A 20,438-nucleotide genomic window follows, 5' to 3' on the forward strand; every position below is an offset into this window, starting at 1 on the left:
ACCGTGCCGGGCGTGACGACGGAATGCTCGGAGCACGGTGATAGCCGCGGGTCCCCCGCCAGGACGAGCCCTATGCCGTCAAGTAGCGCGCGAACACCATCCCGCCCGGCTCAGGGGACCAGCACGATCCTGCCGAACACCCTGCCCGCGTCCATCTCTCGGTGGGCCGTCGCGGCCTGGTCCAGTGGCAACACCTGGTGCACGACCGTGCGCAAGTCCCCACGCGCTGCCTGCGCGAACTGGGCCGACCGTACGGCCTGCCGGTCCGGGACGGGCACGGTGTCCAGGCTGAACGTGGCGAACGACAGCGACTTGCGGAAGGCTTCCATGAGCCGCATCCCGAAGTCCGCCGGTGGGTGCCCGCCGACCACGCCGACGGCCACGAACCGGCCGTTGGAGTTCAACCTGTCCAGCACAAGGGGAAGCTGGGGACCGCCCACCACGTCGATGACCACGTCGAAGCCGGACGGGGCGTCCGGGCCGCCGCCATCGCCGGAGCGGTCGAGGACATGGGTCGCTCCCAGGTCCCTCATGCGGGCTCCGCGCTCCTCCGACGAGGTGGTGACCACCACGGCACCCGCGCCGGCCCTGGCGGCGAGCTGGACCGCCGTGATCCCGATGCTGCCCGCCGCACCGCGTACGAGCACCGTCTCCCCCGGCGTGAAACGGGCGCGCTCCAGGGCGAAGTGTGCGACCACGCCGGAGCTGCCGAGAGCCACCGCCTCGGCCCCGGTCAGCCCATCGGGCAGCGCAATGACATCCTCGACCGCCGCGACGGCCTGCTCGGCGTAGCCACCGGACAGGCCGGTGAACGCCCATACCCGCCTGCCAATCCATGTGTCGTCGACACCCGCTCCCACCGCGGTGATGTTTCCCGCGACCTCGCTGCCGAGGAGATGGCCTTCCTTGAAACCGTGGGTGGCGAGCGTTCCCCGGCGGATCACGGCGTCCACGCCCCCTACGCCGATCGCTTCCGGGGTGATCAGCACCTGCCCCGGTGCAGGGGCGGGAACGGGCAGGTCGATAACCTCCAGGCCGTCGGGGTCTCCGAACGTCCTGATCACTACGGCTTTCATCTCGGTTCCTCGAGTCAATGGAAGGATGGGACACAGCGGCGGGGCCGCGGGCGGCGAGCCGGCCCCTGAGCCGAGGCGTCACCGGCAGAGTGCCGGTGCGGGGCGGCGCCACCGCCATCGGAACGTAACGGACGCACCCGTCCGCTTGGCTGAAGTGAGAAACGATGACCGACCATTTGCCTCACGTCGCTCGCTCCGACGCCCGCGACAATCGGGCCCGCATCCTGGAAGCTGCCCGCGCGGTGTTCGGCGAGGAAGGTCTGAGTGTGCCCATGCGAGAGATCGCCCGGCACGCGGGGGTCGGCCCCGCCACGCTCTACCGGCACTTTCCGACCAAGCGGGACCTGATCGGGGAGACCTTCGCCGAGCAGCGGCGAGCCTGCCATGCCATCGTCCGCGATGCCCTCGCCGACTCGGACCCCTGGCACGGGTTCCGGAGCCTCGTCGAGCAGATCTGCGAACTCCACGCTCACAGCCGGGGATTCGCCGACGCCTTCATGACGGCCTACCCCGAGGCCATGGACTTCGCCGCCGACCGTGAGCCGGTTCTGCGCGCGGTCACCGAGCTGGCCCGCCGGGCGAAAGCGACCGGTCGGCTACGCTCCGGCTTCGTCGTCGACGACCTGATCCTGATGCTCATGGCCCATCGAGGCGTCCAGGACGCGCCACGTGACGCCCGCCTGGCCGCCTCCCGCCGCTTCGCCGCCTACGTGATCGAGGCGTTCCGAGCCGTCCCGGGGACTGCGCCGTCCGCGCCGCTGCCGCAGGCTCCACATCTGCGGCTCGCGTACTCGCCCGTCACGCCCTGAGCGCGTCAGCAGGAGGCGGGTCACATCGGCAGTCAGACGAGCCGGCCCAGGAGCGGCGCGAGGCTGCTGGAATGTCGGGCAACGGCGCCGACCTCTACGTCCTTGCACCCTTCAGAGTGGGCGCGCGCCACCGCTAGGAGACGCTCGGACAGCACGGCCCGTTGCACCGAGCGGATGTCCCCCCCGGGCGCTAACGGGCAGGTCCACAGGTCTGCCCGATCGCGGGCCGGTGCAAAAGGCCGTGATCACTCGCGTCAAAGCAACCGCCGGCCAAGTTCGTTACGCCTCCCGCCCTGTAGCCTGCCGCGCCATGAAGGGCGTGGTATCGGGTTGCGATCATGTCGGTTGTGGATGAGATCCTTGATGTTCTGCGAAGCGAAGAGTATGCGCGGCCTGCCCGAACGCTGCGGGGCTGTCTGAGATCACGGCCGTGCCGAGTCAACGTGACTCGACGCCGGCTTGACCTGGCGGGTCGGTGACAGGGCCTTTGGCGTGGTGATCGCGGATGGTGTCCAAGACCTCGGGGAGCCGGCCGCGGGCCGCAGCCGAGCGCAAGTGGTCCAGGTAGTCGCGGGATTCGACGATCTTCCCGTTCCTGACACGCATGATGAAGACGCCCGGGATGGTGAAGGGTTCGCCTGTCTCCACCACGATGCCCTCGTACTGGAACTCAGCCACGATGACCTCGGGGTCGACGGTCTCATGAACGTTGATCCGGGTCGGCCGGCGCCTGAGGGTCGGACCCTCGTGCGACTGCGGTCCGCCGCCGAAGTGGGTTCGCAGTGCCTCGTGGGAGAGAAGCGGCGGTGCCCCCAGCGGATGGAACGGGTGCGAGACGTCGGTCTGCTCCGCGTAGAGGTCCACCACGTCCGTCCATCGCTCTTCACAGACGCCGTGCACGAGTTTGAGGAAGACTTCGCGAGGAGTGTCGGTCACCAACTCACCCTAGAAGACTCATGAAGATCTTGGTGGGGCTGTCTGGTTTCTGGGCCGGGTGGCCCCTTGGTCTATGCGGTGGCGGGGTTGATCGTCCAGGTGTTGCCTGTGCGGGTGAGTCCGAGGTTGATCAGTCGGCGGAGGTTGAGGGCGGCGGCTCGGGTGTGGAGCCAGGTGTCGTTGGCGATGGTGCCGCGGTAGCGGAGTCTGCGGTTGCCGTGGTGGACGAGCCAGGCGACGGCGCGTTCGACCGGTGGTCTCCAGCGGCGGTAGTCGGCTTGCCAGTCAGGGTCGGCGGTGGCCTGGCGGCGGGCGGCCGCGAGCAGGTCGTGGTGGGGACGGATGGTCAGGATGCGGCCGGCCTTGGCTTTGGTGCACCGCTCACGTAGGGGGCATCCGGTGCACAGGTTCCCGAAGGCAGCCTTGCGCTGGTTGTTCTGCCCGCCGGGGTCCGACAGGGGGACGGTGTGTCCAGCGGGGCAGCTCACCGTGGCGGCGGCGGTGTCGATACGGAAGTCGTCCAGGGTGAAACCGCCGGGGACGGCAGGCCGTAGCGGGGCGGGTTTGAAAAACAGCCGGTGGCCTGCTGCTTCGAGGGCCTGGCGGGCCTCGCCGGTGGAGTAGGCGGTGTCGCCGAAGGCGTCCACCGGCCCGTCTTCCTCGGCGAGCAGGTCCACGCCGATGGTGGCCTCGTGGTGCTCGGGCCCGACACCGGGGGTGAGGGTCACAGCGGTGTATAACGCGGTCTCCGGCTCGATGGCCAGGTGGGCTTTGTATCCGTCCTGCTGGTGGGTGCGTGTCTTGTGGATGTGCCGGGCTTCGCCATCGACGGTGGAGACCATCCGGTCGTAGGCGGTGCCCCGAGTGATGCGCCAGCGCCCGTCACGGCCGTCGGAGTCCTCGGCGGGTTCGACGTCCTGTCCGGCGACCAGGGCCAGCAGGCCCACCGCGTTCGCAGCCTTCTCACCGAGCTGCTGGTCAGGCAGGTGGCCCAGCAGCCTGAGCGCGTCACCGACGAGGGAGTCGACGAGGTCGGCGCGGGCCTGCTCATCGTTCCAGGCGATGCGGGGTTTGCCGGGATCGGTGTAGTCGTGCGCGGTGCACTGCACGGCCGCGATCTGGTCGGCGCCGGGAACCTCGCGGATCACCGCGCGGATGGCGGCGATGATCTGGGTGACGGTGTCCTGGGTGGCGACCGCGTCGTCCAGCACGGTGGAGTCCAAAGCCCGCCGGTGCTTGCCCTTGAGGACACCGGTCGCCTTCACCACCTCCCGCACCGCCTCGAAGACCCGATTCGGCCGGGCCGACCGGGAAAGGCGGCGGCGGAAGTAGGCCAGCAGCGACGGATCGAACGCCATGTCGTGCAGGCCGAGTCCGCAGGCGGCCTTCCACCGCAGGTCGCACCGCAGTTCCTGGACCGTCTCGAAGTCCGACAGCCCGTGCAGGGCCTGCAGCGTGACCGCCGAGGCCAGGATCTGCGGCGGCATGCTGGGCCGTCCGTTCCCCGAGGGGTACATGTCCGCGAACATCTCCGCCGGGAACAGCGCACCGCGGTCCTCGGCCAGGAACGCGAACACACTCCCTACCGGGATCAACTCCCGGCAGGTCTCCCACACATCCGGCCCGACCGTCTCCCCGACCCATTCCCCCATCACCACACAACGAGTCTGGCCCCACCGCTCACACGGTGGGGCCAGAACCCCAAGATCTTCATGAGTCTTCTAGTCCGCCCCGTTCTTGTAAAGCCCACACCTTGACGCCGGTTCTCAGCTGGAACGGGCGACGATCTGCTCGACGACGGACAAGCGTCGCCCGCACTCCGGGCAGGTCGCCTCACCGAAGGCATGAGTCAGGGCGTGCGCGACCTCCTCATGGCCGTCGGTCACGGCGAGGTCGTAGAGGCGCCGGCCGAGACCTTGCAGGTCGCCGGGATCGGCGGGATGGAGCGGGAAGGTCTCGACGTCGTCCTCGGAGAGTGCGTAGTCCTCCGCCGTACTGAAGAAGCCCCGCTCTCCGAGGATCACCCACAGCGACGTGCATCCGTCGGGATCGGGGCACTCGAGCTCGTACTCCTCGCTGACGACGCCGAAGAGCAAGTCCTCCGCCCAGTGGATGTCGCCCTCGAGGTTCAGGATCGCCTCGACCAGATAGCAGTAGTCCCTATGGTGGGCGGTGACCTGCCGCCACTGGTTTGCGGCGCCCAGTAGGCGCCTGACTTCCGGCGCGTACTGGGGGCGCAGGTTTCGGGTCTCGTACCGCTGGTCGGCTTGGACGAGGAGCGCGCCGGCCAGGTGGAGCGCCGAAGCTGCCACGTCGGCTTTGCCGGACTCCGCCATGTCGGCCAGCGTGGGCAGCACGAGCGGATGAGCGGCATCCAGAGTGCCGTTGTGGTACAGCTCCGTCCAAAGGTCGCTCCAGGCCTGACTGTCCTGGCCCGTGGCAGCACGTTCCAACAGGGCCTTCAGGCGGTCGACAGCGGCGTCGTCTGAACGGGGAACAGCGGAACTCGTCGTCATCAGCGGCATCCAAGCAGACTGTCGAAGATTCCTCGCCGGCAGATCATGCCTGGTACTCGGTGAGATCGATGGCGTGAACGCGTAGTGGGTAGCCGTACACCGGGTGTGCCGTCTCCCGCTCAGACACCATGCCGAGCTTGCGGCTGACGTTCTCGGAGGCGTTGTCACCCACCCGGTTGATGCTGATGACCCGGTCAAGGCCACGGTCCTGGAGTGCGAACTCCAGCGTGGCGTGTGCGGCCTCGGACGCGTATCCCTGGCCCCAGAACTGTGAGCCGATCCGCCAGCTGATCGCCACGGCGGGCATCACCTCCGGCAGGAACTCGGGCACGGACAGTCCCGTGAACCCGATCAGTTCGCCCGAGGCCAGCAGTTCGATGGCGAAGAGCCCGAAGCCCTCCTCGTCCCACTCCTCCTCCCACCGCTCGATGTCCTCGGCCGTTTGGTCCAGGTCGCGCACCGAGCCGTCGTCGATCCAGTGCATGACCCGTGGGTCCGCGTTGATGTCCGCCATCGGCGCGAGGTCGTCGTCGTGCCAGCTGCGGAGGAGGAGGCGGGGTGTGCGGATCTCGATCATGCGCCCATCCTGCCCAAGGCAAGGGCCTCATCGGTAATCCGGCACTCGTCGGCGCTGCCGCCGCGGAACCACGAGGCGTCAAGCCGCCCGCACCACACAGCGTGTCGGGTGGAACAGCGGACGGCCGGACGGACGACATGCCACTTCGGCAGCGCGGCACGAGAGGTGGGACCGATTCGGCGGCAGCCTCCCGCGGCAGCGAGATCATGTGCGGAATCGCGGTCAGAGCCACTTGGGCTCTGACCGGACCCGCAGGCACGCTCTTTCACATGTATATGTACGGCTCTATGTGTACGGCGGCCGACACTCAGCGCCAGCCTAGTTCCGGTGCCACGTGGGTGAGGATGCTCTCCAGCACATGGGTGTTGTAGTCGACCCCGAGCTGGTTGGGGATGGTCAGCAGCAGGGTGTCCGCGGCCTGGATCGCCTCGTCATCCCGCAGCAGCTTCACCAGCTCCTCCGGCTCCGCGGCGTAGGAGCGGCCGAAGATGGCCCGGGTCGTGTCGTCGATCATGCCGACCTGGTCCCGGGAGTTGCGGTCGCGGCCGAAGTAGGCGCGGTCGAGGTCGTCGGTCAGGGCGAAGATGCTGCGGCTGACCGAAACCCGGGGCTCCCGTGTGTGGCCCGCCTTCTTGTACGCCTCGCGGTACGCCTCGATCTGCTTGCGCTGCTGGATGTGCAGCGGCTCGCCCGTCTCGTCGTCCTTCAGCGTCGAGCTCTGGAGGTTCATCCCCAGTTCGGCGGCCCAGACGGCGGTCGCGTTGGACGCGGAGCCCCACCAGATCCGGTCGCGCAGCCCTTCGGAGTGCGGTTCGATCCGCAGCAGGCCGGGCGGGTTGGGGAACATGGGCCGCGGGTTGGGCTGGGCGAATCCCTCGCCGTCGAGGACCTTGAGGAATTCCTCGGTGTGGCGGCGGGCCATGCCGGCGGCCGTCTCGCCCGGCGCAGGGTTGTAGCCGAACAGCCGCCACCCGTCGATCACCTGTTCCGGTGAGCCGCGGCTGATGCCCAGTTGCAGCCGACCGGCCGAGATGAGGTCGGCGGCACCGGCGTCCTCGGCCATGTACAGCGGGTTCTCGTAGCGCATGTCGATCACGCCGGTCCCGATCTCGATCTTCGAGGTGCGCGCACCGATCGCCGCCAGCAGCGGGAACGGGCTGGCCGCCTGCTGGGCGAAGTGGTGCACCCGGAAGTAGGCGCCGTCCACGCCGAGCTCCTCGGCCGCGACCGCAAGGTCGATGGACTGGTGCAGGACGTCCGCAGCCGACCGGGCCTGGGAATGCGGGCTGGGCGACCAGTGGCCGAAGGAGAGGAATCCGATTTTCTTCACCTGGTGCCAAGCGTTCGAAGGTCGCGTTTGATTCCCCGCAGTCAATCGTGACCATGCGCCGGCGCCGCTCATTCCTCCAGGTCGGGAGCAGCACGGGCCCGGAAGCGGTCAGCACCTCGGTGACGGCGGGCGCGTCCCCCCGCGGCATCAGGCAGGGGTGCTCGCCGGGACTGCGTCATGGCCGGACGTGAGGAGCCCCCGCCGTGCTCTGGTGGAGCCGTCTCGTCACTGTGGACCGGGCGACTCCTCCCGGATCTCCTGCAGTGCCTCGTCGAACAATCCTCGGGCCCGGGTCAACCAGTCCGTCAGCACCGCGATCTCGTCGGCCTCGTAGTCGGCGAAGAGGGCGGTCAGACGTTGGTACACGGGGCCGTACACCGCCAGGATGCGTTCCTGAGCCGTTTCCTCCATGATCACGACCACCCGTCGGCGGTCGCCCGGATCCGGGGCGCGGCGGATGTAGTCGGCCTTCTCCAGCCGGTTCAGTACACCCGTCACCGCCCCCGTCGTCAGCCTCGCCCGCTCCGCCAGGTCACCGGCGACCAGGGACTCGCCTGCCATGGAGGCCTCGATGAGAAAGCCCAGGCAGGTGAGGTCCGTGACGTTGAGGCCGAGTCGGCGCGCGATGTCCTGCTGGCCGAACTGCGCCGTCGCGATCATCCGGTCCATGGCGTAGAGCGCCTGGTCGCTCGTCGCGGCAGGACGTGCCTTGCGGTGCCCCACAAATTCCCCTTAGCATCTAAGTAACTTAGCTCGTGAGATAATCTATCTCTCGTGAGCGGCTCATGGCCGTCACCATTCCCTCATCCTCACAGCTCTCAAGGAGCACGATCATGTCCATTCACGGGGACGACGCATACGACCTGGGGCATACGGCCGCCGGCTGGACCGGAACGGCGGTGGCGACGCTGGGCTCCGGATTGTGCGCTCTCGGCGTGATCACGACATGGAAAGCGCTCGTATTCGCGGGCTCCGGCGTTCTCGTCCTGGCACTCCTGATCACCTGGGCGCTCCACCTGGCCGGCTGGGGCAAGCCGAGCGGGCCGCGTCCCGTCGAGCAGTGGTACTGGCGTGTCCGGGACACGAGCGCGAGGGAGGGGCACCCCGACTGCCTGGGGTGCCGCCTGGCGGGACGGCGGGGAGCACGGCGCACACACCCCATGGCTGCCGTGGAACCAGCCGAGTGCGACTTCCAGGTCACCGACTCGACCCCCGCCTGACCGCCGACTGCACCGGTCACGGCCCGCGCGAACCGGCCCACAGCCGAATCCGCTCTAGTCGCCGCGATACTCCTCATGAAGCGATCGGTCAGGCGTGTGTGGCTGACCATGGCACGCCACTTCCTAGTGCTGCTGCACCACCGTGAAGTGCCGTTCGACGCCCGGGGTTTCGAGTTCGTCCAGTACGGCTACGGCCAAGTCCTCCGCGCTGATGCGGGATTCCCCGTCCGGGCCGAGCAGCAAGGTGTCCGTGCCGCGCCGGTACCGGCCGGTGCGGGCGCCGGGTTCCAGACGGGCAGGCGGGCTCAGGTAGACCCAGTCGGCACCGGAGTGGGTCCCGCAGGTCCGCAGCTGGGCGATTCCGACGGCCGCCACGTCGCGGTATTCGGCAGGCACGTACACGGGGTTGTCGGCGACCGGCAGATCCGGGGTGCCGGGGCTGCGCAGGGCGCCGGCGCCGCCGACCACGAGGACGCGGATCCCGAGCCTGGCCGCGGCGTCCAGCACCGTACGGGTGGCGGCGACCAGGAACTCCTCGTCGGCCGGGAAGGTCCGCACGGTCAGGACCACGGCGTCCGCTGCTGCACCGGCCAGTGACTCGCCCACCGCGGCCACGTCATTCACGTCCACCGCGACCGGCGTCACGCCCGGATCCTCATTCGCCGGCTTCCGGGACAACGCCAGCACCCGGTGTCCGCGCCGGCTCGCCTCGGCGACCACCCTGCAACCCACCATCCCGGTGGCCCCGAGCACGGCGACCGTCATGCGCTGCGTCATCGAACGTCTTCTCCTTCGTCGCGGTGTTCTTCCGTGCGGCCGGACCGAGTTGTGCGGCCACCAACGCGGTCAGCGCCAGCGCGAAGCCCAGGGCCTGCGGCGGGCTCAGAGACTCTCCCTGCGCGATCCCGATGACTGTCGCGACCAGCGGAGACAGCAGTACCAGGGGTGCGGACGCGGCGACCGTCAGCCTGCCGATCCCGCGGAACCACAGTGCGTACGCGATCAGTCCGCCCATGCTCCCGAGCCACAGGTAGCCTCCGGCGGCGCCCGCGTCGATCCGTTGCGGCACCCCTTCGACGGCCAGGGTGAGGGGCAGCAACAGGAGGCCGCCGACGGTCAGTTGCCAGCCGGCCAGGGTCAGCGGTCCGGCACCTGCGGGCCGGCCCCAGCGTTTGGTGAGGACGACCCCGCCGGCCATGGTGGTCGTATGGCCCAGGCCGGCGAGCACACCGACCGCGTCCAGCCGGGCCTGCGGTCCCAGCACGACCAGGCCGACGCCGAGCACACCCAGCACGCTCCAGGCCAGCCGCCAGAGCGTGGGCCGGTCGTGGAGCACCGCGAGGCCGAGTCCGGCGACCAGCAGCGGCTGGGCGGCGCCCAGGGTGGCGGCGACTCCCCCGGGGAGTCGTTCGGCGGCCACGAACAGCAGCGGCATGGCACCGATGTTGAGGACGCCAAGAACCGCGGTCTTCCACCACCACTCACCGCGCGGCAGCACTCGGGTGATGACCAGCGCGAGCAGCCCGGCGGGCAGGGCCCGCATCAGGCCCGCGAACAGCGGATGCCCGGGCGGGAGCAGCCGTGTGGTCACCACATAGGTGGTGCCCCAGGATGCGGGGGCGAGCGCGGTCAGCAGGACGGTCGTCGCCTGCGTCTTGTTCCGATGCATGAGGGGAGTCTCGGCCGGACATACCAATGATTCCAAAGCATGGTTGTCATCACAGCCATGAATGAACATGATGGATGCGTGGACCTTCAGCAACTGCGCTACGTCGTCGCCGTCGCCGACACCCTCAACTTCACGCGTGCCGCGGAGCGCTGTCAGGTGGTGCAGTCGGCGCTGAGCCACCGGATCGCCGCGCTGGAGCGGGAGGTGGGGGTCCGGCTGTTCGCACGCTCGAGCCGCCGGGTCGAACTGACCGGCGCGGGCGCCGCGTTTCTCGTGGGCGCGCGCGAATGCCTGGCCGCCGCCGACCGTGCGGTGGCCGACGCCGCGGCCGCGGCCGGTGTGGTGCGTGGGCGGCTCGCCGTCGGCGTGATCGTGACCACGGCCGCCGTCGACGTGCCGGAGGTGCTGCAGCGGTACCGCGCCCGGCATCCGGACGTCCGTGTCGTCCTCCGCTCCGGGCGCAGCGACGACTTGGCGGCGGCGATCCGGGCCGGGGAACTGGACATCGCCTTTCTCGGCCTGCCGGAAGGTGAGCGGCCGGCCGGACTGGAGACCGTCGTCCTCGATCACGACCGGCATGTGCTGGTGGTGGAGGCCGGGCACCGGCTGGCGGGCGCCTCCGGAGTCGCGCTGACGGAGATCACCGACGAGACGTTCGTGGACTTCGTGGCCGGGACGCCCGCCCGCGCCCAGTCCGACCGGGCCTTCGCGACCGCCGGTCTGGTCCGCGATGTGGCATACGAGGCGGGTATGGTCGAGCTGATCATCCGGCTGGTCGCGCGAGGACTCGGCGTCGCGCTGCTGCCGCAGGCGTTCATCCGACCGCTCGCCGAGGACGATCCCCGACTGGCCCTGATCCCGGTGGCCGATGGGCCGCGCCGCCTGGAGTACCTGGCCTGGAGCCGCTTCAACCCCAGCCCGGCCACCCGTGCGATGCTCGACGTCCTCGGCGTGAGGCCGTCATCGCCACGGTCCTAGTCGACCGCTGAACACACTTGTTCGTTCTGCCTCCCGGCGACAAGCGTCCGGGCCTGCATGGGAAGACCTCTGCTCACCCCCGAGAACCGCCCCGGGCATTGACCGAACCACCCCTGCGGACCCTCCGGTTGCGCCACCACGTCACCACCCACAGGACGTTCACCCCGCCCAGCGTGACCAGGACGGCCACCGAGTCCGCCCGGACCGCGAGACCGTGTCCCGGCCCGAGTCCCCTCACCGCGTGGGCCAGGAGGGTGAGGTCGGCGGGGAGGGTGACGGCGGCCATGAACGCCAGGCAGAGCACCGTGCCGATCACGAGGACGACGCTGTAGACACGGACGGCCCGGCGCTCGTGCGCGGGCAGCCGGCGGCTTGGATCACCGTCCCCGGTCCCATCGGAAGGGAGTGCTCGCGTGATCCTTCGGGCCGCGTACCGCGCGTAGGCGCGTCCGTCTCTGTAGAGGTTCCGGCAGCCGGTGAGGTCCTGAAGGACGAAGTAGAGGTCCGTGCGGGTGAACACCATGAGCTGGAAGGGCAGCGGCATCAGCGCCAGGAGCAGAGCGGCGGCGAGCAGTCGGTGAGCTGTCGTATCGGGGGCTGTCGCGGTGAGGAGCAGGACGACGGTCGAGGCGACGGACAGGTTCAGGGCGATCCCGGCCAGGTAGGCAGTCAACCGGTGGCGTCGGGGGGCGAGTTCGATGCCGCTGATGTCGGTCTGCATCACAAGGAACTGAAGCCGTGTGCCCAGCCGAATGCGCCCCGGCACACCCGCCGCGCGCGCGGTGGCCAAGTGCGCCAGCTCGTGGGCCAGTACGAGCGCCCACCCGGCTGCCGCCCCGCTCAGCAGCACCAGGCTCCCGTGCGGGCTCCACAGCAAATCCCGGTAATTCGGCAGTAGTTCGGGACGTCGGACCAGGACCACCACGGCAGCGGCAAGCAGCGCTACGACGGCGAAGGCGAGCACCGGGTGCAGGGTGAAGCGGACGTGTCGCGGGTGGAGCCACGGCAGCGAAGGGCGCGGTGGCGCACCGTTGGCAAGCGTACGGTCCCCGATCCGCGCCACGAACCCCAGCGCGGCCAGATCCCCTACGAAGTCCGCGATCGCGAAGTCCTCACCCGTCTCCTCGTGCAAGGTCCGTGCCGTACGGCCTACGCTCAGCCCCGCACCGAGCAGTTCGACGGCTCGCGCCCCGACGTCCGGAAGAGCGACGAAGGTCCGAGTCGCCATCCGGCCGACGATCCACTCGTCCCGGTCCCGCCGCACCGCGAGGTCGTGCAACACCACGCGTGCCGACGGCTCGACGAGGGGAGCGTCGTCAGCCACCGCATCGCTCACGAGGGTTTCACGACAGGCGAGTCGGCACCGGACTTCGTACCGCATGCGGGGCAGTCGGGACGTGGATCCGAGCGTTGCATGATCGGATCACCGGGGACCATGAGGTTGAGGCCGAACCGGTAACCGGGGTCGGTCGGCGGGATGCCGCACAGCAGCGCGATGGCCGCGTGCGCCAGCAGACCGCCCGACAGCCCCGCCGTCACGGCGTTGACCGGGTTCCAGGGCATACGGGGCGACGCCGCGTCCTCGTCCTGACCGGGCCCGAGCCGCAGATCCCGCCGCTCGGCCTCCGCGATGCGCAGGCACTCCCAGCACGCGCCCCGGCCCGGTGCGAAGACCCCGACGCTCACCAGCGGACCCCGGTAACCGGCCTCCGCCCACGGCATCCCGGCGTCCAGACAGACCGCATTGGCCCACCTGCGGATCACGGCGGGCCGGTCGGCGGCGAGCAGGAGCAGGTCGTACGCGTCCCCGGACGGCCTCCCGTCTCCATCCACCTCGCCCGACAGCAACCCTGCCAAGTCCCTGGGCCCGCGTACTTCGCGCCGCTCACCGGTGACCGTGACCGTCGAGTTGAGTGCCCGCAGCGCTCCAAGTGCGGCGTCGATCTTGGGCGTTCCGAGGTCGTGCTCGCCGTACAGGGTCTGCCGGTTGAGGTTGGACAGCTCTACGACGTCCGGGTCCACGCAGTGCAGTGCGCCGACGCCCGAGGCCACGAGGTCTCGTGCCGCGGCTCCGCCGGTGCCGCCGACGCCGATCAGCAGAACGCGGGCGCGACGCAGCCGAGCCTGCGGATCCCAGGAGCTCTTCCTCGGCCGCAGGTCCATCCAGCGGAGCAGCGTCATTCCTCTGCTGTACCGTTCCCGTTCCGGGGCGGACAGCCCGGGTGGCGGCGCGGCACCGGCGTCCTCCACGAACCCGGCCTCGGTCAGATCGGCCATCGTCTGGCGGATGTCCGCGGCCGACACTTCCAACTCGGCGTGCTGTACGGAGACTTCGGTGACGATCTCCGATGGGTCCCGCGTGCCGTCCATCGCCTCGACCAGGGTCCATACCCACCCGTCGGGGTCCGTGACCTCGGAACCGATGCCGTAGACGACGCTTCCGATCCTGATGTGACCGTCCACCGTGCGGTAGGGCCGGTGCTCCGGCTTGATCCGGGGCCGCCGCATCACTAGCACCGTCATCTTCCCGCCAATCTCGTCAACACCGGCTTCTCCAGCGGCAACAGCGATTGACAACGGTGACGCCTGACGCGAACTCTGGCAAGAGCACGTCGACCCTGTGCGCCCATGCGGACCCCGCGCACACCGACCGGCCTCACGGAGGGACACGACATGGCGAAGAGCAAGATCGAGATCAGGCCGCTGGACAAGAAGGAGACCACCGGCGAGAGCGGCGGTAACGGCGGCTCCTGATCGGACACGCACTGAACGACCGTTACCTCACGGTCGCGGAAGTCACCGATTCGGCGCGGAAGTTGGTTTCACGGTTCCCCGGAACCGCCCGACTGCGCCGGATCGGGACGTCCCGTGAGGGCCGCCCGCTTCTGATGCTGTCCGCCGGACACGGCCCTCACAAGGCCTTGGTGGTCGCCGGACCGCACCCGGACGAGCGGGCGGCGGGCGGCACGGCCCTCGCGCTGGCGGAGTTGGCGGCACGAGGCGACCGGCAGTCCCCTGCAACCGACCCGACCCTCGTCACCTGGAACATCATCCTGTGCCTTGACCCGGACGGCGCCGCCCTCGCCGAGGCGGCAGACGACGCCGGCCCTGTTCTCGGACGCGGCTTCGATCCCGTGTCCGTGTCCGTACCCGACCTCGGAAACGCTGCCGGCCCCGGATTCGGCCCGGATCTCGGCCCGATTCCCGCCAAAAGACCTCTCAGCCTTGCACGTTACTACCGCACGGCCTACCGCCCCATGGCCGCCGAGCAACCCGAATGGGCCCCCGTCGCGGACCGCCCGATCCCGGAGACCCTCGCCCTCCTCCGCGTGATCGACGAACTGCGCCCGTTCATCCAGTGCTCCCTGCACAGCACAGATGTGGGTGGAAGCTGGATCCAGTTGACCCGCGACCTCCCCGATCTGGCCGTACCCTTCCGTGAGTCCGCCGAGGCGATCGGCATCCCCCTCCAGCAGGGCACCTACGACGCGCTGTACTGGGAGAACCCCAGTCCCGCGATCTACGTCCTGCCCCCGCCGGACAGCGCAGCCCGCCTGGCGGCCGGGTCGGAGGACATCGCCCGCTCCACCTGGTGCGCGCCCCGGCACTATGGCGGCGTCACCGCCATCATCGAAGTGCCCATTTGGGCCGCCCCCATGGTCGCGGACACCACCCCGGAACCGGAGGCCGTCCGCCTTCTGAGCAACCTGGCCGACCTGGTGCGCGACGGCGGCCGACAGGTCACCGAGGTCCTCTCCAAGACCCGCGGCTTCCTGCCCCCACCCGAGACTGACCCCCTCCGCCGCGTACTGGAGTGGATGGCCGCCGGCCTCTACGACCTGGTCGCCGCGTCTTGGCAACCCCTGGCGCAGCAGGCCGCCGCCGCGAACACCCCCGAGGACCCCCGCCACCTGACAACGGCCCAGGTCGCCGCCCTGGACATCGTGGCCCGCCGCCAACCCCTGAGGGCAGCGGGCCTGCTGCTGCGCCTGCTCGAAGCGTCGGCCAACGCCGCCGCCCCCGCGCTCCACGACGAACTGAGCGACCTCTTCACCACCTGGTGCGCGGACTTCGAGACCGCCCTGCACACACGCCCCGTCCCGGTCCACGCCCAGGTGGCCCACCAGACCCGTACGGCAGTGGCAGCGGCGGAGTGCGCGCTGAGAGCCCTCGGCCAAGGGTGAGCACCGCGGGCCGAACAAGCCTGAGAACTCCCGGTGGGTCATCAAGTGGGTTGTCGAGCCCGGTGAGGACGGCCTGAAGTGCTCCGTCAGTGTGGCTGTCATCCGCCACGGGTCCACACTGGCGATCTACAAGAACATTTCCGACACCCTTGGGGAGTCGGCGAGCATCCCGAGCGATCTCGTCAACGCTCAGTCGAAGGTGCTGGACGCCGCCGTTCACACCACTCCGTAGTCGCGCCCGTCCGTGTCCGTTCGCGGGAAACGACGGGAAATGCAGCTAGCAGGAGGCATTGCGCAGAGCCCGCGGTGGCGGTCGGGCGAGATGGGAGCCACCGGCGCCATGGGACGGAGCGTTCGATCGTCACCCCAGCCGCGGAACGTTCCTGAATCGTCAGCTACGTCGGCGAAGTTCACGTTGGCGATGCTCGGATTGGCGGAAATCTCGGGGTACCAGCGGGCCAGGACCCGAACGTCCGTCCCGGTTCGTCATAGAGGTCGATGGCCAAGAGCGGAGATGAAGCGTCGGTCATGGTGGTCGCATCCGCGAGGAACACGTGGGTGAGTTTGTCGTCAGCGAAGATCACTGACGTACGTGGCGGCGGCTTGACACCGCCTATTGAGACGCCACCGACGTTCACCGCGCCACAATGCAACGCTCAAAAGATACCGTGCCGTTGGTAGACCGGACGGGGAGGCAGCTTGGACGCGGGGAGCGAGACCGGCGACTCGACCGAGGCGGCGTGGGACTTTCGGGCTCGTGCGGCCGAAGCCTGGGATGAGCGGTCCCGAACCGCCACCACTTCGTGGGTTCCGCCCATCCTGGCGGCATTGGTCGACAGGGCGCGGAACAGCGCGCTGGGGCGGTTCTACCCCTTCACCAGCCATACAGCGCTTGCGTTCAGCACGGGACCGCGTCACTGGCTTGGCGAGGGTGAGGTTCTGCCGGTGGCCATCGCGCTCGCTCCTGAAGGCTTCTATGCCGTGCGTACCCGCTCTGGCACGGTGCTCGAGACGGTCAGTGCTGATGAGGCAGTGACCGAAGCGGAGCGGTTGGTCGAGCGTCTGATGGACGTCGGCCAGGCGCCGAGTCGGGCCGTCCCGGGACCGTCCGACGGCGACCAACGATGACCACACGGACAGCCGTTGACGGCTGGGCCGCAAAGCAATCCGAATGCAGTCGGCCTGGCCGAGATCACCGCCATGCCTCACCACATGGAGCTACCCGCCGTGGGCGCTGCCGTCGCCGGTGAGGTGATCTCCCCTCATTTAGGTCAGAATCTGACCTCTACGACCTCTAGCGTCCTCCTTGCCCGGCGGAACACGAACCACGGAAGGCAGCGACCATGAGCGATATCGTGACTGTCAACGAACTGGCCACCCACGACCCGGCCGATGCGCCAACAGCCACCGGCGAGCGCGCCGACTTGCTGGAGGTACTGGCCAAGCATCGGGACTTCCTGCGTTTCACCACCCGCGACCTCACCGACGAGCAGGTCGGGCGCCGGACCACCGCCAGCCAGCTCTGCTTGGGCGGCCTGATCAAGCATGTCGCTGCGGTCGAGCGGACCTGGGTGCAGTTCATCCTGGACGGCCCGTCGTCGATGGGCGACTTCACCACCATGACCGAGGCCGACTGGTCCCGACGGGCCGACGAGTTCCGGATGCTGCCCGGCGAGACGCTGGCCGGCGTGCTCGCCGACTACGCCGGGGTAGCCCGTCGGACCGACGAGCTGGTCGTCACCCTGCCCGACCTGGACGCCACACAACCGCTGCCGAAGGCCCCGTGGTTCGAGTCCAGCGCGCGGTGGTCGGCCCGCCGGGTGCTGATGCACATCATCGCCGAGACCGCCCAGCACGCCGGCCACGCCGACATCATCCGCGAGTCCCTGGACGGCGCCAAGACCATGGGTTAGCCGGCAGCGCGGTAGGACGTATCGCCCTCGCACGGTCGGGGGCGATACGTCCTGCGACCTCCGTCCAGGCCGCCGTGATCGACTCGATCGGCCGGCACCTGACCACCCAGGCCGTTCGCACCACGCCCGACGGCTGTCACCGGCTCCTGGACTGGCTTCGCTCCCACGGCGACCTCATCGCCGTCGGCGTCGAGGGCACCGGAGCCTATGGCTCCGGATTCGCCCGGCACTTGCACTCCGACTCCTTGCAGCTCGCCCCCGCCTGCCGCAGGCGGTGCCGGCACAGGGGGCGATGCAGAGTGCGGGCAGCGGGACGGCGCGACGGTAGCGGCACTTGGGGGTCGTCGTCGTAGAGGACGCCATGTCGGCGTTGGGTAGAAGACGCGATTGTCGAGGTCAAGCACCCGATGCACGCGGCCATGGGTCACAAGCGATGCTTCGGGCGGGGGCACGGCCGGCACCGGAGTGGAGGGAGCGCCGTTCTCGGCCGCGGGCATCGTGGCGAGCTTGGTTGGGCTCCCATCCCGTCCACGTGTTCGGGTCGACGGCGACGCGATGGGAGCAGGGGTGAATGATGGGTTGTGGTCTGCGCAGGATGAAGAAAAGCCCTGGTGAGCGCAGATGACTCGGCGAACAATGGCGGCATGACATTGACGATCTGGGTCGATGACTGGCAGATCCAGTGCTGTGGCGAGAACTTCACGCCAGGGGCTGTTGTCTCATGGCAGTTGCTGGAGATCGATCCGGAGGATTACGCCGATGTCGTCGGGAGCGAACGGGCGGCAGCGATCAACTTCCGCGAGGAGCATCACGGCCAGGAGGAAGGGAAGGCGTCTTCGACTCCGCTAAGGGTGCTGACCATCACGGAGGTGCACTGCCGGTACGAGGTCCCGTCCGACAGCACGTCCAACGTGCAGCACGCGGTGGCGGGGACGACCGTATTGGTTCCGGTCAGGGAGGCGGACGGGTGGGCAGACGCTCGCCCAGGCCTCAGCTTCGCCGGGTACCTCGTGACTGCCGAGCGGCCAACCAGCAAGCAAGGAGGACCGGTTCCTCATGGGCGATGAGCGAGCTGAGGACTCTAGACTCCTGGCGAACTTCCGAGTCAACCTTGTTCCGGCGGTCCTGGCTTTGGCCAATCCTCCCTGGCAACGGGATGTGTGGCTTGACCCGTCAACGTTCGAGAACCTGGACCATATCTTCCACACGCTCTTCGACGACTTCTGCGACGCGGACGAACCCGAGCGTTTCCTCGGCACAAGTCTGCGAACGGAGGAGGAGGTCGCCCTCATGCGGGAGCTTGGTGAAGCACTCAACGCGGCCGCAGACGAGGCGCCCAACGACACCGATGCGGAGTATCTCCAGGCAGCCTCTTGGCCAGAGGTCGTAGCCGTCGCCGGACGACTCGCTCAAGTCATGGTCGGTAACGATCTGAGTGAACTCGTCGCACTGCACGAATCCGAGGATGGGAATTAGCCGACCGATCAGGCGTGCATGGGGGAAGCGCGCTGAGTGTCCGGCTGCGTGACAACCACGACGCACAGTGGCGAACAACCGTGGACGTCAGCGGATCAACAGCGCAGATGAAGGGCGCACCAGTCCAAAGCGAGCGAGCATCCGTTCCGGATGGGACAAAGTTCACCCCGCTCGTCGATGCCGCTGTCCGTGAACAACTGCCATTCCTCAGGCTCTGGGGATTCAACGCCCTCGGACGTGTGGTCGGCGACTTGGGTTCGGACCAGGTGGGGGAAGTGGTGGGTTGAGCTCCATGGGCAACTTTGCGGCCCAGCTCATCAAGCAGGTGAAGTGCCATCATCAGGTCATGACGACTCCGCAACTACCGCCAGGCTGGACGATTCGGCGAATCCGTGAGGTATCCGGCGACAGCGAAGCCCAGGCGCTCAGTATCAATCGCACCGTGAAGTACGTGCGCCATCCCGCCGCCGGGATGGAAGACGAGCTGCTCCACCCGGAATTCATTTTGGGATTCGGGGATCTCTGTCTCGTCAAGGCGGTGAGCGAGGAGGACTGGCTGATGGGTAGTTTGTACCCCGATGGGAGTGTCGACTGTTGGGGGAACTACGGGGCTTTGGCGCAAGCGCTCCGGGGCCTGTAGTCACACACCACACACCACCACGTAGGAACAGTTCTTCGTGATGAGCGGCCGTCCCTGCGGTCCTCAACGACCGCCACGCCCATAGTTGGCATCGACGGGCCCAGGGCACGGCGGCCGTGCCACTCTAGTGCCAGAACGGACGGCGACTCACGGGGAACCGAGATTCGCAGGGATGAGTTCGGCCGGTGTCCACCCAAGGTAGGGAATCCGCAGATCACGCACATGATTGCCCCACCCGGCTCGTAAGAGGGCCCGTAGGAAGCCGTGAACTGTCTGTTGTCAGCCTGTGGTCGTCCATGCGTCCGGGCGGGGTACCAGCACTGCGGAGACCACCGCATGGGACGACGTCATGACATCGCCCACGAATCGCAGGCGCCCAATGCCGAGCCGGCGCAGTGCCGGACCATGGTCGGCGGCGACTACGAGCGAGACCACAAGAAGCAGAAGCCGCCACAGGACCATCACCGGGCGCCGCATTGCGCGGGGCAACTCCGCAAGCGAGGCGTGCAGCCGCTCGCAGTGGAACGGGACGTGGCGCTGCTCGTCGGACAAGATCCGCCCTGCCACATCCGAGGTGAGCGCGTCTTCGGTGCCATCGCGGAGGGCCCGGTAGTAACGCAGCGCCACGACTTCCGCGATCATCAGTACCAGCAGTTCCATGCGCAGGCCCATGAGACGCCGCAACCGCACGAAGACCGTGTCGCTCCAGTGCCCGGGCAACGTCGGCATGCTTCCCGCAGCAAGCAGACGAGCAAGCAGACGAGCGTGGTTCTGTTCCTCGGCGATGAAGAGCCGGACCGCCTGCACGTAGTCGGCGTCGCCCGCCTGGTCCGCCTTGCCGACGAGATTGGCACCGTCACCGTCCTCGCCGACCTGGAAGCGCTGGATGCTGGCCCAGACCGCCGGATGCAGCGTCGCGCTTTGCCCCCAGTCCGGATCGCCCTTGGCACGTCTGCGCTCGCGCTCGTCCTCGAACCGACTTGTCCACTTGGCGAAGCCGCCCGTATGCACCCGGTCTCCCCTTTCCTGGGGACAGCCACCCTGCCCCGGAAAGGCACGACGCAAGCGGACACCAAACCGTTCCACGACTGCCAGACTTCCACAGTCCACGGAT

23 protein-coding genes are annotated in these 20,438 nt (G+C 68.7%); 11 read left to right on the plus strand and 12 right to left on the minus strand.

What is annotated here, in order from left to right; all coding sequences use genetic code 11:
• Positions 1-110 precede the first annotated feature (110 nt).
• Positions 111-1,076, minus strand: a complete 966-nt coding sequence (locus tag RCR19_RS32835; RefSeq protein WP_331268401.1) for a zinc-binding dehydrogenase — start codon at positions 1,074-1,076, stop codon at positions 111-113.
• Positions 1,077-1,240: 164 nt separating this feature from the next.
• Here RCR19_RS32835 and RCR19_RS32840 point away from each other — a divergent pair, with 164 nt between their 5' ends.
• Complete coding sequence (locus RCR19_RS32840; protein ID WP_331268402.1) at positions 1,241-1,885, plus strand: helix-turn-helix domain-containing protein; 645 nt, start codon at positions 1,241-1,243, stop codon at positions 1,883-1,885.
• Positions 1,886-2,323: 438 nt separating this feature from the next.
• Here RCR19_RS32840 and RCR19_RS32845 read toward each other — a convergent pair whose 3' ends face one another.
• From RCR19_RS32845 to RCR19_RS32870, 6 genes are all read right to left on the minus strand, one after another.
• Positions 2,324-2,821 carry a nuclear transport factor 2 family protein gene (locus tag RCR19_RS32845; RefSeq protein WP_331268403.1) on the minus strand — a complete coding sequence of 166 codons (498 nt, stop codon included), beginning with the start codon at positions 2,819-2,821 and terminating at the stop codon, positions 2,324-2,326.
• Positions 2,822-2,892: 71 nt separating this feature from the next.
• The gene (locus tag RCR19_RS32850) at positions 2,893-4,473 is read right to left on the minus strand and encodes an IS1182 family transposase (RefSeq protein ID WP_331269501.1); all 1,581 of its coding nucleotides are present in this window, start codon (positions 4,471-4,473) and stop codon (positions 2,893-2,895) included.
• Between the two features lie 114 nt (positions 4,474-4,587).
• Positions 4,588-5,337 (minus strand): hypothetical protein, encoded by a 750-nt coding sequence (locus RCR19_RS32855; protein ID WP_331268404.1) that lies wholly within the window; start codon positions 5,335-5,337, stop codon positions 4,588-4,590.
• A 43-nt stretch (positions 5,338-5,380) separates the two neighbouring features.
• The gene (locus RCR19_RS32860) at positions 5,381-5,914 is read right to left on the minus strand and encodes a GNAT family N-acetyltransferase (protein ID WP_331268405.1); all 534 of its coding nucleotides are present in this window, start codon (positions 5,912-5,914) and stop codon (positions 5,381-5,383) included.
• Between the two features lie 307 nt (positions 5,915-6,221).
• Positions 6,222-7,244, minus strand: a complete 1,023-nt coding sequence (locus tag RCR19_RS32865) for an LLM class flavin-dependent oxidoreductase (protein ID WP_331268406.1) — start codon at positions 7,242-7,244, stop codon at positions 6,222-6,224.
• Between the two features lie 225 nt (positions 7,245-7,469).
• On the minus strand, positions 7,470-7,913 hold the full coding sequence (locus RCR19_RS32870) for a MarR family transcriptional regulator (RefSeq protein ID WP_331269617.1): 444 nt from the start codon (positions 7,911-7,913) through the stop codon (positions 7,470-7,472).
• A 164-nt stretch (positions 7,914-8,077) separates the two neighbouring features.
• Between RCR19_RS32870 and RCR19_RS32875 the strand changes: the two genes are divergently transcribed.
• Complete coding sequence (locus RCR19_RS32875) at positions 8,078-8,464, plus strand: HGxxPAAW family protein (protein WP_331268407.1); 387 nt, start codon at positions 8,078-8,080, stop codon at positions 8,462-8,464.
• Between the two features lie 123 nt (positions 8,465-8,587).
• Here RCR19_RS32875 and RCR19_RS32880 read toward each other — a convergent pair whose 3' ends face one another.
• Together RCR19_RS32880 and RCR19_RS32885 are read right to left on the minus strand one after the other, a co-directional pair.
• The gene (locus RCR19_RS32880; RefSeq protein WP_331269618.1) at positions 8,588-9,229 is read right to left on the minus strand and encodes an NAD(P)H-binding protein; all 642 of its coding nucleotides are present in this window, start codon (positions 9,227-9,229) and stop codon (positions 8,588-8,590) included.
• Entirely contained in the window at positions 9,120-10,133 is a 1,014-nt protein-coding gene (locus tag RCR19_RS32885) for an EamA family transporter (protein ID WP_331268408.1), read from the minus strand. The genes RCR19_RS32880 and RCR19_RS32885 overlap by 110 nt, the downstream gene beginning before the upstream one ends.
• A 78-nt stretch (positions 10,134-10,211) precedes the next feature.
• Here RCR19_RS32885 and RCR19_RS32890 point away from each other — a divergent pair, with 78 nt between their 5' ends.
• The gene (locus RCR19_RS32890) at positions 10,212-11,111 is read left to right on the plus strand and encodes a LysR family transcriptional regulator (protein WP_331268409.1); all 900 of its coding nucleotides are present in this window, start codon (positions 10,212-10,214) and stop codon (positions 11,109-11,111) included.
• Between the two features lie 73 nt (positions 11,112-11,184).
• On the opposite strand, the gene RCR19_RS32895 is transcribed toward RCR19_RS32890, so the two are convergent.
• Both RCR19_RS32895 and RCR19_RS32900 read right to left on the minus strand, forming a co-directional pair.
• Positions 11,185-12,447, minus strand: a complete 1,263-nt coding sequence (locus RCR19_RS32895; RefSeq protein ID WP_331268410.1) for a hypothetical protein — start codon at positions 12,445-12,447, stop codon at positions 11,185-11,187.
• The gene (locus RCR19_RS32900; RefSeq protein WP_331268411.1) at positions 12,444-13,634 is read right to left on the minus strand and encodes a ThiF family adenylyltransferase; all 1,191 of its coding nucleotides are present in this window, start codon (positions 13,632-13,634) and stop codon (positions 12,444-12,446) included. The genes RCR19_RS32895 and RCR19_RS32900 overlap by 4 nt, the downstream gene beginning before the upstream one ends.
• A gap of 105 nt (positions 13,635-13,739) precedes the next feature.
• Here RCR19_RS32900 and RCR19_RS32905 point away from each other — a divergent pair, with 105 nt between their 5' ends.
• From RCR19_RS32905 to RCR19_RS32940, 8 genes are all read left to right on the plus strand, one after another.
• Positions 13,740-13,865 (plus strand): hypothetical protein, encoded by a 126-nt coding sequence (locus RCR19_RS32905; RefSeq protein ID WP_286328964.1) that lies wholly within the window; start codon positions 13,740-13,742, stop codon positions 13,863-13,865.
• Between the two features lie 11 nt (positions 13,866-13,876).
• Positions 13,877-15,295: a M14 family zinc carboxypeptidase gene (locus RCR19_RS32910; protein ID WP_331269619.1), complete on the plus strand. Its 1,419-nt coding sequence runs from the start codon at positions 13,877-13,879 to the stop codon at positions 15,293-15,295.
• A gap of 91 nt (positions 15,296-15,386) precedes the next feature.
• Positions 15,387-15,527: a hypothetical protein gene (locus RCR19_RS32915; protein ID WP_331268412.1), complete on the plus strand. Its 141-nt coding sequence runs from the start codon at positions 15,387-15,389 to the stop codon at positions 15,525-15,527.
• 467 nt (positions 15,528-15,994) lie between these two features.
• The gene (locus RCR19_RS32920; RefSeq protein ID WP_331268413.1) at positions 15,995-16,423 is read left to right on the plus strand and encodes a DUF6193 family natural product biosynthesis protein; all 429 of its coding nucleotides are present in this window, start codon (positions 15,995-15,997) and stop codon (positions 16,421-16,423) included.
• A 215-nt stretch (positions 16,424-16,638) separates the two neighbouring features.
• On the plus strand, positions 16,639-17,208 hold the full coding sequence (locus RCR19_RS32925) for a DinB family protein (RefSeq protein WP_331268414.1): 570 nt from the start codon (positions 16,639-16,641) through the stop codon (positions 17,206-17,208).
• Positions 17,209-17,852: 644 nt separating this feature from the next.
• Positions 17,853-18,275, plus strand: a complete 423-nt coding sequence (locus RCR19_RS32930) for a DUF6578 domain-containing protein (protein ID WP_331269620.1) — start codon at positions 17,853-17,855, stop codon at positions 18,273-18,275.
• The gene (locus tag RCR19_RS32935) at positions 18,265-18,684 is read left to right on the plus strand and encodes a hypothetical protein (RefSeq protein ID WP_331268415.1); all 420 of its coding nucleotides are present in this window, start codon (positions 18,265-18,267) and stop codon (positions 18,682-18,684) included. The genes RCR19_RS32930 and RCR19_RS32935 overlap by 11 nt, the downstream gene beginning before the upstream one ends.
• Before the next feature lie 292 nt (positions 18,685-18,976).
• Entirely contained in the window at positions 18,977-19,324 is a 348-nt protein-coding gene (locus RCR19_RS32940) for a hypothetical protein (RefSeq protein ID WP_331268416.1), read from the plus strand.
• A 279-nt stretch (positions 19,325-19,603) separates the two neighbouring features.
• On the opposite strand, the gene RCR19_RS32945 is transcribed toward RCR19_RS32940, so the two are convergent.
• Positions 19,604-20,335, minus strand: coding sequence for a ferritin-like domain-containing protein (locus RCR19_RS32945; RefSeq protein WP_331268417.1), 732 nt, complete (start codon positions 20,333-20,335; stop codon positions 19,604-19,606).
• Positions 20,336-20,438: the final 103 nt, after the last annotated feature.

The sequence above is a fragment of the Streptomyces sp. WAC07094 genome (assembly GCF_036320405.1).
Lineage (GTDB): Bacteria > Actinomycetota > Actinomycetes > Streptomycetales > Streptomycetaceae > Streptomyces > Streptomyces lannensis.

What these genes read in the sequence shown, in the direction of transcription:
- RCR19_RS32835 (WP_331268401.1), bottom strand. Translation starts at nt 1,076, where the DNA reads ATGAAAGCCGTAGTGATCAGGACGTTCGGAGACCCCGACGGCCTGGAG.
- RCR19_RS32840 (WP_331268402.1), top strand. Translation starts at nt 1,241, where the DNA reads ATGACCGACCATTTGCCTCACGTCGCTCGCTCCGACGCCCGCGACAAT.
- RCR19_RS32850 (WP_331269501.1), bottom strand. Translation starts at nt 4,473, where the DNA reads ATGGGGGAATGGGTCGGGGAGACGGTCGGGCCGGATGTGTGGGAGACC.
- RCR19_RS32855 (WP_331268404.1), bottom strand. Translation starts at nt 5,337, where the DNA reads ATGACGACGAGTTCCGCTGTTCCCCGTTCAGACGACGCCGCTGTCGAC.
- RCR19_RS32860 (WP_331268405.1), bottom strand. Translation starts at nt 5,914, where the DNA reads ATGATCGAGATCCGCACACCCCGCCTCCTCCTCCGCAGCTGGCACGAC.
- RCR19_RS32870 (WP_331269617.1), bottom strand. Translation starts at nt 7,913, where the DNA reads ATGGACCGGATGATCGCGACGGCGCAGTTCGGCCAGCAGGACATCGCG.
- RCR19_RS32875 (WP_331268407.1), top strand. Translation starts at nt 8,078, where the DNA reads ATGTCCATTCACGGGGACGACGCATACGACCTGGGGCATACGGCCGCC.
- RCR19_RS32880 (WP_331269618.1), bottom strand. Translation starts at nt 9,229, where the DNA reads ATGACGGTCGCCGTGCTCGGGGCCACCGGGATGGTGGGTTGCAGGGTG.
- RCR19_RS32885 (WP_331268408.1), bottom strand. Translation starts at nt 10,133, where the DNA reads ATGCATCGGAACAAGACGCAGGCGACGACCGTCCTGCTGACCGCGCTC.
- RCR19_RS32900 (WP_331268411.1), bottom strand. Translation starts at nt 13,634, where the DNA reads ATGACGGTGCTAGTGATGCGGCGGCCCCGGATCAAGCCGGAGCACCGG.
- RCR19_RS32905 (WP_286328964.1), top strand. Translation starts at nt 13,740, where the DNA reads ATGCGGACCCCGCGCACACCGACCGGCCTCACGGAGGGACACGACATG.
- RCR19_RS32925 (WP_331268414.1), top strand. Translation starts at nt 16,639, where the DNA reads ATGAGCGATATCGTGACTGTCAACGAACTGGCCACCCACGACCCGGCC.
- RCR19_RS32930 (WP_331269620.1), top strand. Translation starts at nt 17,853, where the DNA reads ATGACATTGACGATCTGGGTCGATGACTGGCAGATCCAGTGCTGTGGC.
- RCR19_RS32935 (WP_331268415.1), top strand. Translation starts at nt 18,265, where the DNA reads ATGGGCGATGAGCGAGCTGAGGACTCTAGACTCCTGGCGAACTTCCGA.
- RCR19_RS32940 (WP_331268416.1), top strand. Translation starts at nt 18,977, where the DNA reads ATGGGCAACTTTGCGGCCCAGCTCATCAAGCAGGTGAAGTGCCATCAT.